The 19,362-nt window shown below is 62.1% G+C and carries 14 protein-coding genes; 2 read left to right on the top strand and 12 right to left on the bottom strand.

Features of this window, described 5'->3' with window-relative positions; all coding sequences use genetic code 11:
* Window positions 1-20 precede the first annotated feature (20 nt).
* Window positions 21-4,325 carry a right-handed parallel beta-helix repeat-containing protein gene (locus ACYQ6J_RS13470; RefSeq protein ID WP_460184703.1) on the top strand — a complete coding sequence of 1,435 codons (4,305 nt, stop codon included), beginning with the start codon at window positions 21-23 and terminating at the stop codon, window positions 4,323-4,325.
* A gap of 432 nt (window positions 4,326-4,757) precedes the next feature.
* On the opposite strand, the gene ACYQ6J_RS13465 is transcribed toward ACYQ6J_RS13470, so the two are convergent.
* The 3 genes from ACYQ6J_RS13465 to ACYQ6J_RS13455 are packed head-to-tail and all read right to left on the bottom strand — an operon-like array spanning window position 4,758 to window position 6,927.
* Window positions 4,758-5,291, bottom strand: coding sequence for a hypothetical protein (locus tag ACYQ6J_RS13465; RefSeq protein ID WP_460184702.1), 534 nt, complete (start codon window positions 5,289-5,291; stop codon window positions 4,758-4,760).
* Window positions 5,291-6,076 (bottom strand): PepSY domain-containing protein, encoded by a 786-nt coding sequence (locus ACYQ6J_RS13460; protein WP_460184701.1) that lies wholly within the window; start codon window positions 6,074-6,076, stop codon window positions 5,291-5,293. The genes ACYQ6J_RS13465 and ACYQ6J_RS13460 overlap by 1 nt, the downstream gene beginning before the upstream one ends.
* Before the next feature lie 53 nt (window positions 6,077-6,129).
* Window positions 6,130-6,927, bottom strand: a complete 798-nt coding sequence (locus ACYQ6J_RS13455; protein ID WP_460184700.1) for a DUF1559 family PulG-like putative transporter — start codon at window positions 6,925-6,927, stop codon at window positions 6,130-6,132.
* A gap of 735 nt (window positions 6,928-7,662) precedes the next feature.
* Between ACYQ6J_RS13455 and ACYQ6J_RS13450 the strand changes: the two genes are divergently transcribed.
* Window positions 7,663-9,126, top strand: coding sequence for a sensor histidine kinase (locus ACYQ6J_RS13450; RefSeq protein ID WP_460184699.1), 1,464 nt, complete (start codon window positions 7,663-7,665; stop codon window positions 9,124-9,126).
* 98 nt (window positions 9,127-9,224) lie between these two features.
* Here ACYQ6J_RS13450 and ACYQ6J_RS13445 read toward each other — a convergent pair whose 3' ends face one another.
* The 9 genes from ACYQ6J_RS13445 to ACYQ6J_RS13405 all read right to left on the bottom strand — a co-directional run bounded on the left by ACYQ6J_RS13445 (window position 9,225) and on the right by ACYQ6J_RS13405 (window position 19,278).
* Window positions 9,225-10,505: a hypothetical protein gene (locus ACYQ6J_RS13445; RefSeq protein WP_460184698.1), complete on the bottom strand. Its 1,281-nt coding sequence runs from the start codon at window positions 10,503-10,505 to the stop codon at window positions 9,225-9,227.
* An 81-nt stretch (window positions 10,506-10,586) separates the two neighbouring features.
* On the bottom strand, window positions 10,587-11,546 hold the full coding sequence (locus tag ACYQ6J_RS13440) for a hypothetical protein (RefSeq protein WP_460184697.1): 960 nt from the start codon (window positions 11,544-11,546) through the stop codon (window positions 10,587-10,589).
* Complete coding sequence (locus ACYQ6J_RS13435) at window positions 11,543-13,096, bottom strand: hypothetical protein (RefSeq protein WP_460184696.1); 1,554 nt, start codon at window positions 13,094-13,096, stop codon at window positions 11,543-11,545. The genes ACYQ6J_RS13440 and ACYQ6J_RS13435 overlap by 4 nt, the downstream gene beginning before the upstream one ends.
* Before the next feature lie 32 nt (window positions 13,097-13,128).
* Complete coding sequence (locus tag ACYQ6J_RS13430) at window positions 13,129-14,748, bottom strand: type II secretion system protein GspK (RefSeq protein WP_460184695.1); 1,620 nt, start codon at window positions 14,746-14,748, stop codon at window positions 13,129-13,131.
* On the bottom strand, window positions 14,738-16,105 hold the full coding sequence (locus ACYQ6J_RS13425) for a PulJ/GspJ family protein (protein ID WP_460184694.1): 1,368 nt from the start codon (window positions 16,103-16,105) through the stop codon (window positions 14,738-14,740). The genes ACYQ6J_RS13430 and ACYQ6J_RS13425 overlap by 11 nt, the downstream gene beginning before the upstream one ends.
* On the bottom strand, window positions 16,102-16,626 hold the full coding sequence (gspI, locus tag ACYQ6J_RS13420) for a type II secretion system minor pseudopilin GspI (protein WP_460184693.1): 525 nt from the start codon (window positions 16,624-16,626) through the stop codon (window positions 16,102-16,104). The genes ACYQ6J_RS13425 and gspI overlap by 4 nt, the downstream gene beginning before the upstream one ends.
* Window positions 16,623-17,303, bottom strand: coding sequence for a pilus assembly FimT family protein (locus tag ACYQ6J_RS13415; RefSeq protein WP_460184692.1), 681 nt, complete (start codon window positions 17,301-17,303; stop codon window positions 16,623-16,625). The genes gspI and ACYQ6J_RS13415 overlap by 4 nt, the downstream gene beginning before the upstream one ends.
* Before the next feature lie 66 nt (window positions 17,304-17,369).
* The gene (gene gspG, locus ACYQ6J_RS13410) at window positions 17,370-17,819 is read right to left on the bottom strand and encodes a type II secretion system major pseudopilin GspG (protein WP_460184691.1); all 450 of its coding nucleotides are present in this window, start codon (window positions 17,817-17,819) and stop codon (window positions 17,370-17,372) included.
* Window positions 17,820-18,075: 256 nt separating this feature from the next.
* Window positions 18,076-19,278: a type II secretion system F family protein gene (locus tag ACYQ6J_RS13405; RefSeq protein WP_460184690.1), complete on the bottom strand. Its 1,203-nt coding sequence runs from the start codon at window positions 19,276-19,278 to the stop codon at window positions 18,076-18,078.
* Window positions 19,279-19,362 lie beyond the last annotated feature (84 nt).

Below are 19,362 nucleotides of genomic sequence, written 5' to 3'. Positions count from 1 at the left end.
ATTGTCAGGGGCGCTTTGCGATGGACGACGTGGTGCGGGCGTTTTTAGAAAACGAGCAGCAACTTCGGCCGATCAAGCGCCTGGGGGTGGGCGGATTTGCCGAAGCCTGGCAGGTGGAGTCCCCCAGCGGGGTCCGCTCGGCGGTGAAGGTCTCCCTGCGACCGATCGACGAGAAGAATCCCGCCCTCAAAAAGGAACTGGATAACCTCAAGCTCGTCAAAGCCATCTCCGGCCACCCGCATATTGTGAGCCTGCTGGACTATTGGGTGGTGACCGATTACCTGGTGACGCGCTGGGAATTGGCCACAGGCGGCGACCTGTTGCGGTTGTGGGAACGGCACCGCGAAGAGGGACGGGCCGGGATCCCGGTCGGGCAACTTCTCAAGCTCATGTGGGACGCGGCGGACGGTTTGGACTTTCTGCACGGGCAGGGGATCTATCACCGGGATATCAAGCCGCAGAATCTCCTGCTGTTCCACGGTCGCGTGAAGTTGGGGGACCTGGGTCTGGCGAAACTGGCGGGTGCGAGCACGGCGTCGCACACGGGTTCGGGGACGTTCGGTTATTTGCCGCCGGAGGCCTGGGAGGATCACCGCCTGGCGCCGAGCGTGGACCTGTATTCGTTGGCGGCGACGTACCTCAAACTTCGGACCGGCAACGAACCGTTCGGCGACAAGCCGGGGGAACTGTTCCAGCGACAAAAGCGCGGCGAACCGAGCTTGGACGGTCTGCAAGAGGCGGAAAAAAAGCTCCTGCTGGCCGCTCTTCACCCTGATCCGGAAAAACGCTTTTCCGAAAAAGCGCAGAGTTGGGTTCGAATTTTGTACCAGAGGCTTTTGTCCCCGGGCCGCCCATCGCAGGGCCGAACGAACCGGGAGGCCAATTCCGGAGTGACTGCAACGGAAAGCTCTTCCGCCGAGGAGAGGCGAAAGCGGGTTGTGCTTGCTGCCGATGGAACCGGCGACGCAGCGACGCTGGAAGAGGCCTTGGCCCAGTGCTCGGTTGGAGGAACGATCGAGATTCGCCAGGGTGTCTATCGCCTGCAACGACCGTTGGAAATCACGCAGGCGGTGACGTTGATCGGGGCGGGAATGACCAACACACGGGTGATCTGCGACGGCGAAGGGTTTGTGATCAAGTACTCGGGCGAGGGGAACTTCAATCTCAAGGGGATTAGTTTTGAGCACATTGGCCGGGTGACGGCGGACGTCTGTGTGGTGGAGTCCGGGCAGATTCATATCGAGGGCTGTCGTTTTCAAGGTGGAAAAAATCCACAGTCTTCCGACGATAAGACTACAGAACAAGACAAGCTGATATTTTGCGGCCTCCGAATCAATAGCAAAACGGCGGGATGGGTTCGAGAGTGCCATTTTGTTGAGAATGATGCAGGGATCGCGGTCGGCGACCTTGCGGAGCCAACGTTGGAACGGAATACGTGCCAAAGCAACAAGGTCGGCATCCTGTATTCAGATAAATCTCAGGGCACGGCGCGGAACAATGTGTGTCGGGAAAATGGGTACCATGGAATCGGAGTCCATGGTTCCGCGTCCCCCCTACTCAAAGGAAACACGTGCGAAGCGAACACACAAGTCGGTATCGTTTTCGGGGTAAACGCCAGGGGAACGGCGCAGAACAATGTGTGTCGGCACAATGGGTACCATGGAATCGGAATTCAGGACTCTGCATCCCCGTTACTAGTAGAAAACACGTGCGAAGCTAACAAACGGAACGGCATCACTTACTGCGAAACCGCTCAGGGAACGGCGCAGAATAATGTGTGTCGGCAGAACGAGTGGCTTGGAATCCAAGTCCGGGGTTCCGCGTCACCCTTACTCGAAGGAAACACGTGCGAGGCCAACAAAGAATCCGGCATCGTTTACTGTGACAATGCACACGGGACAGCGCGGAACAATGTGTGTTGGCAAAATGAGTGGCATGGAATCCGCGTCCGGGATTCGGCGTTCCCCTTACTCGAAGGAAACAGGTGCGAGGCCAACAAAAGATCCGGTATCGTCTACGCGGAGAACGGCCAGGGAACGGCGCGGAAGAATGTGTGTCGGCAGAATGAGTACCATGGAATCGGAGTCGGGGGTTCCGCGCCCCCCCTACTCGAAGGAAACACGTGCGAGGCTAACAAAAAAAACGGCATTAGTTACTACGGGAGTGCGCAGGGAAAGGCGCAGAAGAATGCGTGTGGGCAAAATGAGTACCACGGTATCAGAGTCGCGGGTTTTGCGTCACCCTTACTGGAACGAAACACGTGCGAAGCTAACGGACGAAGCGGCATCCTATACAGCGAAAACGCCGAGGGCACGGCGCGGAACAATGTGTGTCGGGAAAATGGGTACCATGGAATCGGAGTCCATGGTTCCGCGTCCCCCCTACTCAAAGGAAACACGTGCGAAGCGAACACACAAGTCGGTATCGTTTTCGGGGTAAACGCCAGGGGAACGGCGCAGAACAATGTGTGTCGGCACAATGGGTACCATGGAATCGGAATTCAGGACTCTGCATCCCCGTTACTAGTAGAAAACACGTGCGAAGCTAACAAACGGAACGGCATCACTTACTGCGAAACCGCTCAGGGAACGGCGCAGAATAATGTGTGTCGGCAGAACGAGTGGCTTGGAATCCAAGTCCGGGGTTCCGCGTCACCCTTACTCGAAGGAAACACGTGCGAGGCCAACAAGCAATTCGGCATCCTGTACAGTTCGAACGGTGATGGAACGGCGCGGAACAATGTGTGTCGGCAGAATGAGTACGATGGAATTGCGATTCTCGGTTCTGCGTCACCCTTACTCGAAGGAAACACGTGCGAGGCCAACAAGCAATCCGGCATCCTGTACAGTTGGAACGGTGATGGAACGGCGCGGAACAACGTGTGTCGGCAAAATGAATCAGTTGGGATCCAAGTCGAAGGCTCTGCGTCCCCCTTACTCGAAGGAAACACGTGCGAGGGCAACAAAGAATGCGGCATCCTGTACAGGGAAAACGCTCAGGGAAAGGCGCAGAACAATGTATGTCGGCAAAATGAGTACCATGGTATCAGAGTCGGGGGTTTTGCGTCCCCCTTACTCGAAGGAAACACGTGCGAAGCCGACAAGCAATGCGGCATCCTGTACAACGAAAGCGGTCAAGGAACGGCGCGGAACAATGGGTGTCGCCAGAATGAGTACCAAGGAATTGCGGTTCTCGGTTCTGCGTCACCCTTACTCGAAGGAAACACGTGCGAAGCCAACAAAGAATGCGGCATCCTGTACAGGGAAAACGCTCAGGGAACGGCGCAGAACAATGTATGTCGGCAGAATGAGTACCATGGTATCAGAGTCGGGGGGGGTGCGTCACCCTTATTGGAAGGAAACACGTGCGAAGGTAACAAACAAGCCGGCATCGCTTACTGTGACAACGCCCAGGGAACCGCGATGAACAACCTGAGTCGGGAAAATGGAGAATGTGGAATCGCACTCGCGGATTCTGCTTCCCCTCTACTCGAACGAAACACATGCGAAGGTAACAAACAAGCCGGCATCGCTTACTGTGACAACGCCCAGGGAACCGCGATGAACAACCTGAGTTGGGAAAATGGAGAATGTGGAATCGCACTCGCGGATTCTGCTTCCCCTCTACTCGAACGAAACACATGCGAAGGTAACAAGATGCACGGTACCTTCTATGCCGAGAACGCCAAGGGAACCGCGCGATACAACGTGTCGCGGCAAAATGAGTATTGTGGGATCGCACTTGCAGGTTCTGCGTGCCCCCTACTGGCGGCGAACATGTGCGAAGCTAACAAGATGAGTGGTATCTTCTACTGGGAAAACGCGCGGGGAACGGCGTGGAACAACGTGTGTCGGCAAAATGGGGACCATGGAATCGGAGTCGCGGGCTCAGCGTCTCCCTTACTCGAAGAGAACACGTGCGAAGCTAACACAAAGAACGGCATCGGTTACTCCGAGAATGCACAGGGGACCTCGCATAAGAATGCGTGTCGGCAAAATGATTACCATGGTATCAGAGTCGGGGGTTCTGCGTCCCCCCTGCTTGAAGAGAACACGTGCGAAGCTAACAAACGAAACGGCATCCTTTACGACGAAAACGCCCAGGGAACGGCGCGGAACAACGTGTCTCGAAATAATAAAGGTAGTGGGATCGCAGTCCTGGCTTCTGCGTTTCCCGTGCTTGACGGAAGGACGAGCGAAGCTAACGCACAACTCGACATTTTTGTCGGCATGCAGAACGCCCAAGGAATGACGCAAAACAATATGTGTGGCTATGGTAAGGAACGGGATATCCACGTTACGGAAAATGCGAAACCAAGCCTGTAAGATAAAGAGACGGCCGATCCGCAACCAACCCTCAAGGGTGTCTCGTGAGCCTATTGGCCGTCATTCTCGTTGTCGTATTGTCATTAATCGGCGGGGTATCGCTCTAAATGATGTATCGGGTTATCGGGTGTTGCGTATCCCTTTCTATGATGGTCGAGGATAGCCCAAGCCGGAGGCGTGTCACGCCGTGCCCTCTCTGAGCGGTTTCCTTGCACCAAGTGTTCCTCACCGGAGTCAGCCCATAGATTGTGAACAAGGAAGCCAAGAAGAAAGCCGTCGCGATTACGAGTCTATTCAAGAAATATTTGTAAGCGAGTGGGACAACGACGAATTATGCCGGGCGGCGGGGCGGAAGGATTCGCCGGGGATTGGGGCGTCTTGGTATTCGGCGGGAGCGTCTGCGAGGTGGACGCCCGCTCGCAGATCGGGGGATCAGCTCTCCTCTCGGGCGAACCACAGCACGGCGGCCAAGAGCAGACTCACGCCGAGGACGATCCATCGCAGCAAGCCTGACGGTCGATCGCCGGCCGCCAATTCCGTGACTACCAGAAAGTGGTTCCGGGCCGGGTCGGCGGGATAGACATGATGCACGTAGCGCCGACCGGCGTAGGCGTCGCGGACGATGGTCGGTTCGCCGGGGGGCTTGCCCAAGACGCGATTCAGTTCCGGCCAGGGGGAGGGCCAATGGGTCGCGGTTTCGTCGCCGGACGAATCATTCTCGCCGGCCAAGACGACGGCCTGACCGTCCGGAACGCCCTGCATCAACAGGACCTGGACGCCGTCGCGGGGCAGGCGGTCGGCCAACTCGGTCAGCAGGTCGCCTCGCTCTCGTTCGGCGGCGGCGGCGATGCGGCGGACGTCTTGCTCGGGTAGTCGGGGCAGGGACGGCGCACCCTTGCCCGCCAAAAAGCCCCACGCGAAATAGAACACTCCGACCGCGACGACGATCCAACCGAGGGCGCGCATCACCATCCCTCCCGTCGAGCCACGAAGTTCGAGACGCAAATCGGAGGTAGCGACTTGCTACCGGATTCCGAAAGCCGCGAGATGCCGGGATCGGCGGCGGGGTGTGGCGGGCGCGGCGGAGCATGGGGCGGTTCCGACCGTCGCAATTGCGCCGCCTTCCTCCGCTGTGCCCGCTTGGCCAGCCATAGTTTGCCGTACACCAAGAGACCGGAAACGGCCAAGAAGATCATGCCCAAGCCTGCGGCGTCGGCCCAAACCCAACCGGTTGCATTTCCCAGCAACTTGCCCGTGTGCAGGTCTTTGACGATCTTTTTCCAGTCCCAACCGCCGGAAGTGGTACGATAGGCCTGCACGCCGGCCGTCGGGCCGAGGGGATGACCGGCGTCCGCCGCCCAAAGGAGTTCGCGTTCTCGGTCGTTCGGGGTGGGGAGCGATTTGACCTTGATTACCCAACCCGCCGCCGCGTCGCGCCGCAGTTGCACCTCGCGGAGCGGCAAGTCGCCGTGTTCCGCACGAAAATGTTCCAGCGCGGCTTGGAAGGCGGGCATGCGGCCTTGCCACGCCTCCGCGTGGGGAAAGAGGTCGGCGGGATACAGGCCGGCGCTTTCCCCGGTGGGCGTCCCCGGCGAGCTCGCCGGCGGTTTGACGCCGTCCTTGTTGGCCCAAAGCGGTTCATGCACAAGAAGCACCCCCGTCACGCCCACCGCCGTCACAGGGACTAGCAGCAGCAGGCCGATCCACCGGTGCGACCAACGCATCCAAGCGGCCCAGGTCATGACGATCATCGATCGATGTCTCCTCCAAAAATCCATCCGGTTTCAGTCAATCGGAAGCAAGCTCAGTCGTCGTTGTCCTCCGGCGTTTTTCCTCGCAACAGGTCCCACTCCGCCTTGGAACCGACGGAAACGGCGTGCCCGTCCACGAAAAGGACGTTCATATGCACGCCGTGATAGGGTCGGGACGTGTAAACTCCCCGCAAGGCATTCCATTTGACCTCGCCCGCCTTCCAAGGCTCGAACATGTCGCGAGCAAGTTGGATCTGCGAGCTTTGCGTGAGGTTTTCGGGCTTCAATTCCTTGCCCTCGGCGGCCTTCTTCGAGTCGATGCCGGTGATGTGATCGTCGATGCGGCGGACCCACATCGGCTTGGCTGCCTTCTTCTTTGTCTTCCACTGACCTTTCGTCGGGTCGAACTCCAAGACGGTCCGCTCCGGCAGATATGCTTGGCTCAAGGCTCGACCCTCCAGCTTGTAGCTCGTGCCCCAAGATACATGGAAGGGCGTGGGGTCCTCGGGCGAGCCTACGTCGCCCGGGCAACGGAACATGCCGGGATTGCGTTCGCAGTAGGGCATCAAGGCGTACATGGCCGACTGGGTCTTGTCGGTCAAATCTCCTTCACCCACGTGAAAGGGCATGATGCCGTCGTGGACGGTGACGTAGTTGTGGAGGGCAATGCCGATCTGGCGGAGGTGGCTTCGGCATTCGGCGCTTCGGGTGGTTTCGCGGGCCGCCTGAACGGCGGGGAGTAAAAGGCCCACCAGAAGAGCCACTATGGCGATGACGACCAGCAGTTCGACCAACGTGAAACCCGACCGCAAGGTGCCGCGGTCACCGAGGGCGATTCTTGAGCGACGCATTGGGAAACCTCCTTTCCAACGGACTTGCAAAGCTTATCTAAGCAGTTGCGATAATGAGTCCTAGTCTCAAATTAGTTGTTGTATTCTAGTACTCTCACTCCGGAATTGCAATCGCAACGTATTTTCTGAACTTTTTTGCCGTACTTGTCCGCCCGTGTCGCACGGGATTTGCCGGAAAATAAAGGCGAATGGGGGAGAGCGAGTGTCTTTGCGGAGGTGTCCCGGCAGGCGGGGGCCGCGCGGACAAAAAATCGGCCTAGAATCCACTAGGGGCCGGATTCGTCCATTCGGCATTGGGGAGACAAGGTTTGGATCGGCGGCCACGATTTCGCCCGTGCGATATGGCAGTAGATTCGGGGGACTTCCGCAGATTCGCGGGGCTTCCGCGCCGGCGGTTTTGGGGCGGGCCAGGACGGCGACATCGGCGGAAATTTCCGAAGCCCCCTCAATCGGCTGATTCTTTTTCCCGCATCCGATGCAATACTTTCAGAGACAAATGACAGCGCTCCCGCACAACACGGTATGCGAACGTGATTTCTCGTCTGGAAATACCGCGGAGCGAGTGCGGACCCTTGGGCATCGCCGGAAGCGGTCGCAGCGTAGGCCGGCAATGCATATCCTTAGTACCCGTGGGCGGATGGAGAAGCAGCAAAGGGGCGGGTTTCTCGGCGGTTTTTGTGAGCCTCCCGAAAGCGGCGCGCTCGAAAAGCGACCCCTATTAGAGTTTTGATTCCCGTGGAAGCTCCTTTGACGACCATCGTCCTGCTTCTGTCCATTGCCTTTCAGGCGGTGGCCGCCGCCTTGGCGTTTCGTCTGGCGCAAGAGTCTCGCGCGGGCTGGGGATGGCTCTTGATCTCCGCCGCGTTGATCCTGATGGGCATTCGCCGGGCGTTGGTGCTCGGCGAGTGGTGGCTGGCCGGGGCGCAGCCGATCCTCATCACGGAGACGGTGGCGTTGATGATTTCCACGCTGGCCCTCGTGGGGGTTTGGCTTATTCGCCCCAGCCTGACGGCGGCGCATCGCTACACCGCCTTCTTAGCCATTGAAGCCCAGCGGTTGAACAGCGTGCTGGAGGGTCTGCCGGGACTGGTTTATCGCTGCCGCAACGATCCGCAGTGGACCATGGAGTTCATCAGCGAGGGCTGCCGCTCCCTGACCGGTTACTTGCCCGAGGACTTGCTCGGCAACCGCCGCGTATCGTATGCCGAATTGATTGAACCGGAGGATCGGGAGACCGTCTACCGCGCCGTGCAAGAGGCCGTTGCGGAGCGTCGTCCTTACCGTATGGTCTACCGCATTCGGGCCGCGGACGGCACCGTCAAATGGGTCTGGGAGCAGGGGCAAGGCATCTTCGACCGCGACGGAGACCTCCTCTGCCTTCAGGGATACATTTCGGATGTCACCGAATGGCAAAAGATTCAGCAGGAATTCGAGCAGGTCAAGTCCGCGTGGGAGCAGGATCGGCAACAGTGGCGGGAGCAGGAAGGCCGTCTGTTGCACGAATGGGTGCAACGGACCGATCACCTGAGCGAGATTTTAGCCTACGAGATCCATGACGGATTCGTGCAGCAGGCATCGGCCGCCCTGATGCACTTACAGTCGTTCGACTACGTACAACGGGAACGCCCGGACGAGGCCGCCGCCGTCATGGATCGCGCCGTTCTCTTGCTGCGTCAGGCCATCGCCGAGGCACGGCGGATGATCGACGGTTTGCGGCCGGCGGGCTTGGATCGCGGGACGCTCATCGACGCATTGCGGGATTTGTGCCGCGAAATGGGCGAGCAGAGCGGCATTCCGGTTCGCTTTACGTCCGACGTGGAATCGCTCCACTTGGCCCCGCCCGTCGAGAACAATCTCTACCGCATCGTGCAAGAGGCCGTACACAACGCCGCCCATCACAGCGGATCGCAAGAGGTGGAGGTTCGCCTGTCGCACGAGGGAAGCCGCGTGAACGTCGTTATTCGGGATTGGGGTCAAGGTTTCAATCCGGCGGAGGTCCCGACCGGGCATTTCGGTCTGGCCGCCATCCGCGACCGCGCTCGAATGCTGGGCGGTTCCGCCCAAATCGTCTCGGCTCCGGGTCGGGGAACGACCGTTCGGGTTACCATTCCGCTCAACGGCGACCGGCATGTCGGTGATGCGCCCGACGAGGACGATCCGGCGGGATTGCCCTCGCCGACTCCGTCGAATCACGTGTGAGGCCGCTTGGCGGGCGGCGGTGCGCGTGCACTGCACCGGGTGCCGTACGTTCCCGCTACAACTCGTCGCCTCTATTCCCCGCCAACGAACGCGAGGTCTCACGCCGTGGCGTCTTCCACGATCCGCGAAAGGTCCAACAGGTAGATTTGTCGGCCGCTTTCGTGTGTGGAGTCGATCGTGACGAACCGTCCGTCGCGACTGAAGCGGGGATGCAGGTCGCATCGCCATTCGCCCGCGTATTCCCGCGGCGAAAGGAACTTCCCCAAGGGGATGCGTCGACCGTCGGCGACGCGAAACAGATAGAGGTGCTGCATGCGGTCCCGGTCGGGATAGGTATCGCACAGAATCCACCGGTTTCCCGGCAAGTAGGTGCAGTGTCCGTCGCCCGGCCCCATGATGCCCGCCCCGATCTGCTCCACCATGCCGCCGGGTCGGTCTTCGAAGAGGTAGAATCCCCAAGGCGCTTCGGGCGAAGGTTTGGCGTAAGCCAAGATGTGTTGCGGATCGCGCCAAATGAAGTGCGAGACGTAACCCGACCCGATCAGCACGCGGAGATCGCCGCCGTCCGGGCGGACCGAGAGCATGCGCGTGAGCCAGCGTTGGGCGTCGATCTTCCAGCGGTGCAGAAACACCAGTCGGGTGCCGTCGGGATTGACCAGAAGATGATTGAACCAATGCTTGCCCTCCCCGAAATCGCCGTGATCGAAGGGAATCGCGGCGGCGTCGGCGATGGAAACGATGCGAGCGGTCTCGCCGGTCTCCAAGTCCACCCGGTCGATGCCGGAATCTTTCGGGGCGCGTTGGTCGGCGAAGGGATCGGGAAGGCCCGCGTAACCGTAGCCCGGTCGCAGGTCGTTGATTCGGCGAAAATCCGCGTTGACGGCCCAGCGTCCGTCGGGCGCCGCGGCGTAGACGGGCGCCGGGACGGTTCGGGATTGACCGGTCGCCAGGTCGTGGATGCGGCAGACGTAACGGTCGCCGGATCGGTCGTTCCACAAGACTTGGCGATCATGGCCGGGCCGCCACTGCAACATGCAGCCTTGTTGCCAGCACCAGGCTGTGCTTTCTCCCAACTCGATCCAGCGGTCGCCGTCCGCCAGATCCACCATGCCCAATCGAATGCGGTCTTGGGGCCGAGGTGAACGGTGCTCGAAATCGACCTCCATTCCCAAGAGTCGGCGATTTTCGCCGTCGAATTGCAGCTTGTCGTAGTAGCCGAACCAGTGAAAGCGGGGGCCTCGCGTCACGGCGCGGATGGGGACCTCGGCGGTTTCCTCGGCCGAAAGAAACCGCGCGGTCGGAAGCAGTGCGACCGCCGCCGAAGCACGCAGCACGCTTCGCCTCGAAACACCGAATCGAGGAGCCTTCCATTGGGACATGATGCACGCCTCCTGGGAATGGATCGCGGCGACTTGCGGCAGCGAACCGGCGTTGCGCGCTCCGATGGTAAAAACGCCGCGTCATGTCTCGTCATGCGCGGGCTTTCCGTCGGAGTACAAGCAGTCGCCCAGCGACAGCACGCGAGGCTCGCCGTTCACTTCGACCTCCACGTCGCGGATGCCGATCCGCGTCACCCGGCCCTTGACGGCGCCGATGGCGAACGGGTCGTTCTCGTTCAAGCGCAGCGTCTTTCCTTCCGTGCGGGAATAGAGCCACACCTCGCGCTTGCCGTTGACTTCCACGATGGCGTTGATGTAGGCGAATCGACTGGGGTCGAGGGCGGGCGGCGGAGGCGGCGTCGAAGGGCGCGGCGGTTCCGGCGGTCGGGGTGGACGCGGCGGCGGGGGCGGCTGATACACGGCGAACAGATTGCGGCCCGCGATCACGCTCACATAATCCTTCACCGGCGGCAGTTCTCGCTGCGTCGGTTCGCCCTCCGGCAGGGCTTCCTTCGCCGCGGCGTCATCCAAAACGACGGCATCCACCGAGACCATCAAATCCATGGACTTTCCGTCCTTGGCCGGCGTGATCGAGATCTGTTGAATGCGGTGCAAGTATTTCCGCGCATAGAAGGCGTGCAGGAAGGACGTCAGCTTCTCCAGCGTGGCTTGTCCGCGAATGACGACGGGAAAGCGGTAGAACAGGTCCTTCTCGCGGCGGACCTCGCCGCTTTCGATCTTCACGCCGTCGAAACCCGCCGCCTGGGCGGATTGCAGCAGCCAGTTCTCGTAGAGTCGTCTCGCGGCGGCGGGATCGGCAGGCAGCGATTGCTCGCGGGCAAAGCGGAGCTTTTCCTCGGCCTTGGTCAGCTCGTTCAACTGGCGTTGCTTCTGCGCCACTTGCGCCGCCAGTTGTTGATAATTCCGCTGCTTGGCGAGGTACGGCGAGACGACGGCGGAATACACTGCCGTCCCCACCAGCAGAACCCCGAACAAACTCAGCACCGCCAATAGGGTGATCTCACGTCGGCCGATGGTCATGGCTGCCTCCCCCCGGCGGTTCCCCGGGCGGCCGGAGAGGCGGTCCGTCGCACGGCGGTCGCCCGCGCAGTCCCGCTCGATGACTCGGGCGGTCGAATCAGCACCACCGATCCGAAGCGAAGGGTGTAAGGCGGTTGGGACGCGTCCTCCGCCTTGCCTTTGCTGACCAAGCGATGATCCGGATCCTCGAGCGATTGTTCGAGGGCCTGTACGGCGTCGGCGCTTGCGGCGAAGCCCTCCAGGGTGATTTGCCCGCCCTTTTCGCTCGCCGTCATCGTCAGCTTATTCAGCATCACTTCCTTGGCGGAGGGGGCTTTCTCGTTCAGCCGCTTCAGTTCCTCGAGCCACGGCACGTCGCTCGCTCGCCAAGCGTCCAGGGCGTCGGCCAGCTTGCGGGTCTTGTCGGCCTCCTTTAATTTGCGGTCCAAATCTTGGCGTTTGGCTTGCAGGGCTTGGATTTTTTCGTCCATGCCGCGGACCGCCAACCAAGCGAAGATGATTCCCCACAGCACCAGCAACAAGCCTGCCGCGCCCGCCAGCAGATACTGATTCTTGCGCGAAGGCGGCTCGGGCCGGCGTTTGGGATGCAAAAAATCGATCGCCGGGAGACGCTTGTCGGCTTCATCCGCCAGCACGCCCACCAGACAGGCGAAGCGGCCCGAATCTTCCGGGCGATGGCGAACCAGCTCCCCGGAAACCGCCGCTTCGGCGAAAGGATCGAAGCAGGCGACGGGGAGGGAAAGCCGCTCGCCGAGCATGGCGACCAGTTTTTCGTGGGCCGCATCCGCTCCGCACAAGACGATGCGGTTGGCCCTTCCCCCGCCCAACTGATTCTGAGCGGCGACCATCGTCCGGCGGATTTCGCCCACGAAAAGCTCGGCGGCGTCGGGATCGTTCAAGGGGTTGCCCGCCACGCGAGCGGTCCGCACGAACACCAGCGCATCCCGCATCACGATGACCAGATCGACTTCCTCGCCGACCAGGTTCACGATCAGGCGAATCTCATCCGGTTGGGTGGGAACGCGGCGGAGAGCCAATGAGGCGGCGGCGCACGGCCTTAAAACTTGCCGGGAAACGCTCAGCTCGGCCGCTCCGCAGACGGCTTGAATCTCGGCGCTGCCGGCGGGCGGAAGCGCGGCGGCCAACACCGACCGCGTTTGATCGGCCGCGGCTTCCAGCGGGATATAGTCGATCCGCCATTCCTCGTCGATGTGCGGAAACTCGCGAAAGGCTTGAAAGCGGACCAACTCGGGGAGTTCGTCGTCGGCGACGGGGGGGAGAGAAATCTGGCGCAATTCGATCCGCGAGCGACTGAGGGCGACGAACGTGCGAGGGCGGGAAACGCCGCGTGCCGCCAAAGCCGCCGCCAACTTGCGGCCGACTTCCTCCGCCGGAAGGCGCTGCCGCTCGCCGTTCTCGCCCGACGACGGAACCGCCTCCCGCAGCGGCACGGAAAAGGCGTCCTCCAAGGTGAGGCCGCGCCGGGCGGCGCGGGCGACCACCGCCCGCAATTCCTCATCGTCCCATTCCACGGCCAGCCACTGCGGCATAACCTGCGTCCTCCCTCGGCGTCGATCGCCTTTCAAAAGCCGGGCAAACCGAGCGTGGACGTTCCCGCCCCGGTCAAAACGTCGGCGTCGAAACCGCGGCCCAGATGGCTCATATCTCTCCAGAATAATACGCGAGCGGGACGGACGGTAGCGTCAATCGTCACTTCGTGGCGGACCGCCGGAATCCCACCCCCTAAATACCCCACCACCTGCGCCTTGAACACGCTGCCGCCGCAGGTCACGAACGGCATCAGGGCCTTCATCTCCTCCAGCGTCACCACGCCGTCGGCCAACAGCCAGGTCTCGTAGCGATACTGATCGTCGTCCAAGTTGACGGGGTCGCTGGGGCGAAAGTCGATGATCGCGTCCGCGGCGGAGGGATCCAGCCCCGGGATCCCGTACAGAATGGAAGGGGGCGCCAAATTGATGTTGATGCGACCGGGAATCACCTTGCTGGAAGTGGCCGTCAGGTTGGCCATGATCAGCGGCAGCGCCACCCGCAATAATCCCGGTTCGGACGTGGACCAAAGGGGACCGAGGACCACCGGTTCCTCCTCGCCCTGCAATTGCATGCGGACCCGAGCGTCGATCAGGTCCAGCACCGTGCTGAAGGTCGCGCGGGAGGGTCGCGAGAAATCGGGCAAGGCCCCTTCGCTCAGCGGTTCGGATTCGTCCGTCCCGTCGTAGGGACCGTTCTGCCGGTAGCCCACGATGAACGTCGCCGCCTCCGTTCCGAATTCCGCCGCCAATTCGTCGTACAGCGTCTCCAAGTCGTCTTGGTTGATGTCGATCTTGGCGGAGCCGTCCGGACGGACGTTGAGTTCCATGCTGAAAAGGGTCAAATAGGCGGCCCAACCGCGATAGGCCGTCGCGTCGCTTACGCCCAGCGCCGAAAGCGTATCCGGCACCGTCTCACCCGAATCGATCATGCCGTTGCGATTGCGGTCGGCGCCGAAGAGCAGATCGGGGGTCACGCCGCGGACCAACAGCAGTTCCTCGACCGTTTCCAGCGGTCCGTTCTTGGGGGCGTAGGGGGGATCGAGGGAGGAATAATAGTCGACCTCCGCGCCGAACTCCCGCGGTTCGTCGTCGGCGTCGATCCAATCCATGATCGCGTCGGCGACGTCTTCGGTCATGCCCGGCAAGCCCATCAAGAGCTGCCGCCCGCCGTTCTCGACATACTGGTCCGCCAAGAGCAGGCTGTTCACGTTCAGCTTGCCCGATTCGTTCTCCAGGCCGTACCGCACGCCGGAACCGGTGGCGTAACCCTCGTCGGCGGGCGCAATGATCGAGAAATAGGCGGTATTGCGGGGATCGGTCTCTTCCAGGACGGGCACGCCGGAGAACCACGTAGGGTTATCGTACCAACCGCCGTTCTCGATCTGCTGATCTTCGTCCATGGAGACCAACAGCCGGGCGGTCTCCACGCCGGAGGAAGCTGCGGCGCGAACCTGCGACAATCGGCCGTAGATTTCCGTCCCCTCTCGCTCCGCCAACATCAACTCGGCAAACGTCAAGGCGCCCAGCGCCAACAGGGCCACGGTGACTAAGACGACCAACAGGATCATACCGCGGCGTGCGGGCAAGGGAACCGCGCGGACGCCGTGCCGCCGAACGACGGATCGAGATCGGGGCCGAGAGCTACCGGTCATCGCCGCCTCCTCCTCCGCCGCCGGGCGGAGGCCCGCCGAAACCGCCGCTCGGCGGACCAGGCGGAGGACCGGGTGGGGGACCGCCGTCGCCGGACGGACCTCTCGGCGGACCTCCGGACGGACCTGGGGGAGGACCGCCGAAGCCGCCGCCGTCGCCGGAAGAAGGACCGCCGCGATCGCGGCCCGAATCGCCGCCGGGTCTGCCGCCGCGACCGGAATCGCCGCGGTCGTCGGGCGAGTTGTTCATCTCATCATTTTGTTCCGATTCCTGACCTTCGTCGCCGCTCATTCCGCTTTGGGAACCGGAGGACTCGCTCGTCCCGCCGCCCGTCGCTCCCAGTTGGCCCGTCACGTGCGCCGCCGGCAGATAGACGACTGTGCGATACATCCGCAGGTCGTCGCCTTCCTCGGCAAGCCCGGCGCCGAGCGTGCCCGTCAACATCCCGCCGTCGCGTCGGGACTCGGCGGGACGAATGTACAGGCGAATTTCCACCGCCGTGGGCAGGGTGCCCTGAAGGTCGGAATCCCAGGAGTCCGTCCAACTCGAACCGTCGAAGTACGCGAACTCCACCGCCTCGACCTCGGGGGCGATCGGCTGAAGCGTGTTGTCGATCTGATCCAACTCGCCGCTCTCGGCCAGGTAGGCGGTCACCGCTCGATCCAATTCCCGGCGGACCAAGCCGCCTTGCTGCTCGAAGCCGGTAACCCCCGGCGTGCTTGCGATCGTGTAGCCGGAAGCCTCCGCGGGGTCGAGGATGAAGTACGTCACGGTCTTGACGTCGCTCACCCGGTCGATCAGCATCCCGTCGGCGGAGAGGAAAATCTCGGATTGCAGTTGGTCGGGACGCGGCAGGCGGCTGACGTCCACTTGAATCCAATCGATCTCGCCATAGAGGCCGGGCACGCTATGCGGCAGCGCTCCGGAAGCGGCATCGTCGCCCAGGTCCGAGAAGGAATCGCCGCCCTCCGAAAAGAGCATGGAGGCATCCAGTCCCGCCGCGGAGGCCGCATCCGCCAGATCACTCTCGCTGGTTCGCGTGACCAAACCCGGGATCAATTGAGCGAAGTTGACGGGATCGTAGGGGACCGCTCCGCGAATGTCCTGGGCCATGCGTTCCAAGACCGCTCGGGCAAGTTGCGCCTCGGCCAAGCGCGCCTTGGCGGATTCCACGGCCCGATAGTGGAAGACCGTCGCCGCACCCATCGCCGCCAGCACCAGCGTGACCAGGGCCAGCGACAGGATGACTTCCAGGAGCGTGAAGCCGCAGTGGCGGCACCGCCTTTGCCACGCCTTTCCTCGGCGAGGATGGCCGCAAAGATAGGGCGGCAAAGCGTGGAATCCGGTGCGGCGGTTCACTGCTGCGCATCTCCCGTGTCTTCTGCGTTCGACGCTTCCCCAGACTGCGACGATGACGACGACTCTCCCGAGGACGTGCTCTCGCCGGGTTGAACGAACTCGTAGTCCGGATCGATCATCCATTGCACCAAACGGGCCTCGGCGGGCCGCGCGATCACCGCGTCGTCTTGCCGCACAAGCACCTCCACCCGGAGCAGGCCGTCCAGGTCCGTCGCCGACACGTCCACGGCATACAACCAGTCCGGGTCCACGCCGTCCACCACGTCTTGCAGCGACGTTTCGCTCGTCGATTCCAAGGGGAGCGATCCGGCGATCAGTTCCGCCATCAGGCTGTCGCACAGCATTTGAGCGGTGCCGCGGTCCCGGGCCAAGCGCGCGTTGGCATGGGCGGTCAAGACCAGTTGCGAAACGGCGGCCAACGACAGCAGCAGAATGGCCATCGCCAAGATGACCTCCAGCAGCGTAAAACCCGCTTGGGCATGCCCGCGAAGGCGATCGGCGATTCCCAATCGCGACCTCATGGCGCACCTCCGGCGGCGGAAGCGGGAACGCTTTCGCCGGTTCCCGCCGTGACCGCGTCCGCGTGATAGGCATCGCTCACGAGAACGGCCCCCGTCAGTCCGCGGAGCGAAACGTCGATCGCCCGACCGTATTCGTTCCGCAGCGTGATGACCGCCGAGGTCGCCGTTCCGTCCGGAAAGAAGAGGATGGTCCAACTCCCTTGCGTACCGAATCCGTCGGCCGCGAGACCGCTCTCGGCGAAATCGGCGGAGGACAATTCGTCGGCCAGCACGTTGCCGTCGTAAACCACGATCTTTTCCGGTAGTTCCCCTTGGATAACGGGCGCGGCGACATTGCCCGACAGGCTCGTGCCGCCGAAACTCCCCGTCAGAGTCGCGTCCTGGGAAGCGTCGCTGTACGGTTCCACGGTGTACGCGCCGCTCTCTTGCGAACAGCGGAAGGCGTAGGTCACGCCGCGCGACATGGCCCGATTGCGTGCCCGCAACCACTCCGCCCGTAGTTGATCCGCGGCAGTTTCCAGGCGTTGCGAGGCCATCGGCCGCATCACCGTGATGTAGGCCATGCTGCCCAGCACGCACATCAGCGTCAACACCAGGATGATTTCCAACAGCGTCAGCGCCCGGCGGTTGAACCGCCCATTTCGCCGAAGTCGCTGGGAAAGTGTCGGCCGACGCATGGGAATCGCCGCATGGAGCGGGAAGGAAGCAGGAAAAGGCCGAGATCGCAAAGCGCTCCCGCCGACCTAGCCGGCCCAACTGGTCACGTCATCCTCCGTGCCGTCCACGCCGTCGGGACCGAAAGACCAGATATCGGGAAAGCCTTCGGGATCGTTTTGACCGGGGTACATGTATTGGTATTCGTTTCCCCAAGGATCGAGGGGCACGAATTGGCTGTCCAAGTATGGGCCGTCCCACTTGGTGGGATCGGGCAAGTCGGCCGGCGGTTGAATCAAGGCGTCCAGCGACGCCGGGTACTGGTTGGTGTCCAGGTAATACCGCTGGATCGGGGCCTTGAAGGCCTTGATTTGGGCACGCGCGGCGTTGATGTACGCGCGCCGTTGGATCGGCCCGTAGGCCATCACCGCCATAGACGCGATGATCAGCAGGATCACCAGCACCAACAACACTTCGATCAAGGTCACACCACGGCGTGAGCGGCGTCGGTTCGACCTGTTCGTTCCAGCGTCACACATGAAATGAACTCCTTTTTTCACTGCTAGCGGTACGATCCCCTCCGAGGTTTCGCCCACGGCGGCGAGACCGTGCGATCGTGCGCCGCGTGCCGAACCCGTCGCGAATGCCGCGCAGAAGTCCGGCAAAACCTCGTCCTCCCTTCATGTAAACCCCAAACACCGGAAATTGTCCCGGTTTGCGTCGCCCCGCGGATTCCCATTGGGGACTCCGGCGTCAACCTCCCGCTCCGGCGACGGGTCGATTCGGCAAGCCGGGTCAGATCGTAGTGCTCATCTTGAGGACGGGCAGCAGGAGGGCGATGACCACGATCAACACGATCCCGGCGATAATCAATAGCATGATCGGCTCCAGCAACCGCACGCCCAATTCCAGTTGCCGCCACGTTCTCCGTTCCAGGGCGTCGGCGATCTGAATCAGCACCGTCTCCAAGGTATTCGCTTCCTCCGCCACGGAGATCATCTCGATGACCATGGGCGGAAACAATTTGCAGGCGGCCAGGGGGGCGGCCAAGGACTGCCCGGCCGAGATGTTCTCCGAGGCCTTCGCCACGGCGTCGCTGAGGACGCGGTTGCCGGTCGCCTGGCCGGCGATCTCGAGTGACCGCAGGATCGGCACGCCGTTTTGCAGGAGCGTACCCAAGATGCGGCAAAACCGCGCCACGGCGAAGCTGAGGAAGATGTTGCCCGCCACCGGCACGCGGAGGATATACCGATCCCACACCCGCCGACCCGCCTCGGTCTTTAGCCAACCGCGGACCGCCCACACGGTCAAGCCGATCAAGAGCAGGATCCACAAACCCCAATGCTGGAGGAAGTCGCTGGCGGCCAGCAGCCCCTCGGTCAAACCGGGCAATTCGTTGCGTTGCCGCAGGCTTTCGAACAAGGTCTGGAATCGGGGCACCAGAAACACCAGCAGACCGCTGACGACCACCGTTCCGATGAGGAACAGCAGCACGGGATAGGCCATCGCGCCCATCACCCGTTTCCGCAGGTCTTCACTGGCATCGGTGAAGGCGGCGACGCGAACGAGGGCGTCCTCCAAAAAGCCTCCCTCGCCGCCGGCGCGGATCATGCTGACGGCCATCTCGCCGAAGCAACCGGGGAATCGGGCGACGGCGTCGGCCAACGACGCCCCGTCCTCCACCCGCCGCGCCACCTCCCCCAATACTTCCTTGAGCACGGGGTGGGATACCTGACCGCGAATCACCTGGATGGATCGCAACAGCGGCACGCCGCTCCGCAAGAGGTCCGCCAGTTGAGCGTACGTGACGGCCATCAGTTGGGCGGGCACGCGACGCCGCCGCAAGGCCGACGAATCCGTCGCTTCGCCTCGGACCTCCAACGGGAATAGATCGCGCGCAGATACCGCCGCCACCGCCTCGCGTTGCGTCGCTGCCGCAACCGTGCCGGTGATCTTCTTTCCGCTGGCGTCGACGGCGACGTAACTGAACTCCGGCATGAGCTGATACTATTCCTCTGGACCGCGGCGCGATCGGGTGGAAACCGCCGAGCGCCGAAAAGGCTGGAACGACGGGGCGACCGC

This window comes from Thermopirellula anaerolimosa (assembly GCF_054657335.1).
Note: the sequence above shows the minus strand (reverse complement) of the source record. Positions and strands in the feature narration are given on the sequence as shown.

Excerpts from the sequence above, each read along its gene's own strand:
- ACYQ6J_RS13470 (WP_460184703.1), top strand. The coding sequence starts at position 21 with ATGGACGACGTGGTGCGGGCGTTTTTAGAAAACGAGCAGCAACTTCGG.
- ACYQ6J_RS13465 (WP_460184702.1), bottom strand. The coding sequence starts at position 5,291 with ATGCGCGCCCTCGGTTGGATCGTCGTCGCGGTCGGAGTGTTCTATTTC.
- ACYQ6J_RS13405 (WP_460184690.1), bottom strand. The coding sequence starts at position 19,278 with ATGCCGGAGTTCAGTTACGTCGCCGTCGACGCCAGCGGAAAGAAGATC.
- ACYQ6J_RS13435 (WP_460184696.1), bottom strand. The coding sequence starts at position 13,096 with ATGCCGCAGTGGCTGGCCGTGGAATGGGACGATGAGGAATTGCGGGCG.
- ACYQ6J_RS13460 (WP_460184701.1), bottom strand. The coding sequence starts at position 6,076 with ATGATCGTCATGACCTGGGCCGCTTGGATGCGTTGGTCGCACCGGTGG.
- ACYQ6J_RS13430 (WP_460184695.1), bottom strand. The coding sequence starts at position 14,748 with ATGACCGGTAGCTCTCGGCCCCGATCTCGATCCGTCGTTCGGCGGCAC.
- ACYQ6J_RS13445 (WP_460184698.1), bottom strand. The coding sequence starts at position 10,505 with ATGTCCCAATGGAAGGCTCCTCGATTCGGTGTTTCGAGGCGAAGCGTG.
- ACYQ6J_RS13455 (WP_460184700.1), bottom strand. The coding sequence starts at position 6,927 with ATGCGTCGCTCAAGAATCGCCCTCGGTGACCGCGGCACCTTGCGGTCG.
- ACYQ6J_RS13415 (WP_460184692.1), bottom strand. The coding sequence starts at position 17,303 with ATGCGTCGGCCGACACTTTCCCAGCGACTTCGGCGAAATGGGCGGTTC.
- ACYQ6J_RS13440 (WP_460184697.1), bottom strand. The coding sequence starts at position 11,546 with ATGACCATCGGCCGACGTGAGATCACCCTATTGGCGGTGCTGAGTTTG.
- gspG (WP_460184691.1), bottom strand. The coding sequence starts at position 17,819 with ATGTGTGACGCTGGAACGAACAGGTCGAACCGACGCCGCTCACGCCGT.
- gspI (WP_460184693.1), bottom strand. The coding sequence starts at position 16,626 with ATGAGGTCGCGATTGGGAATCGCCGATCGCCTTCGCGGGCATGCCCAA.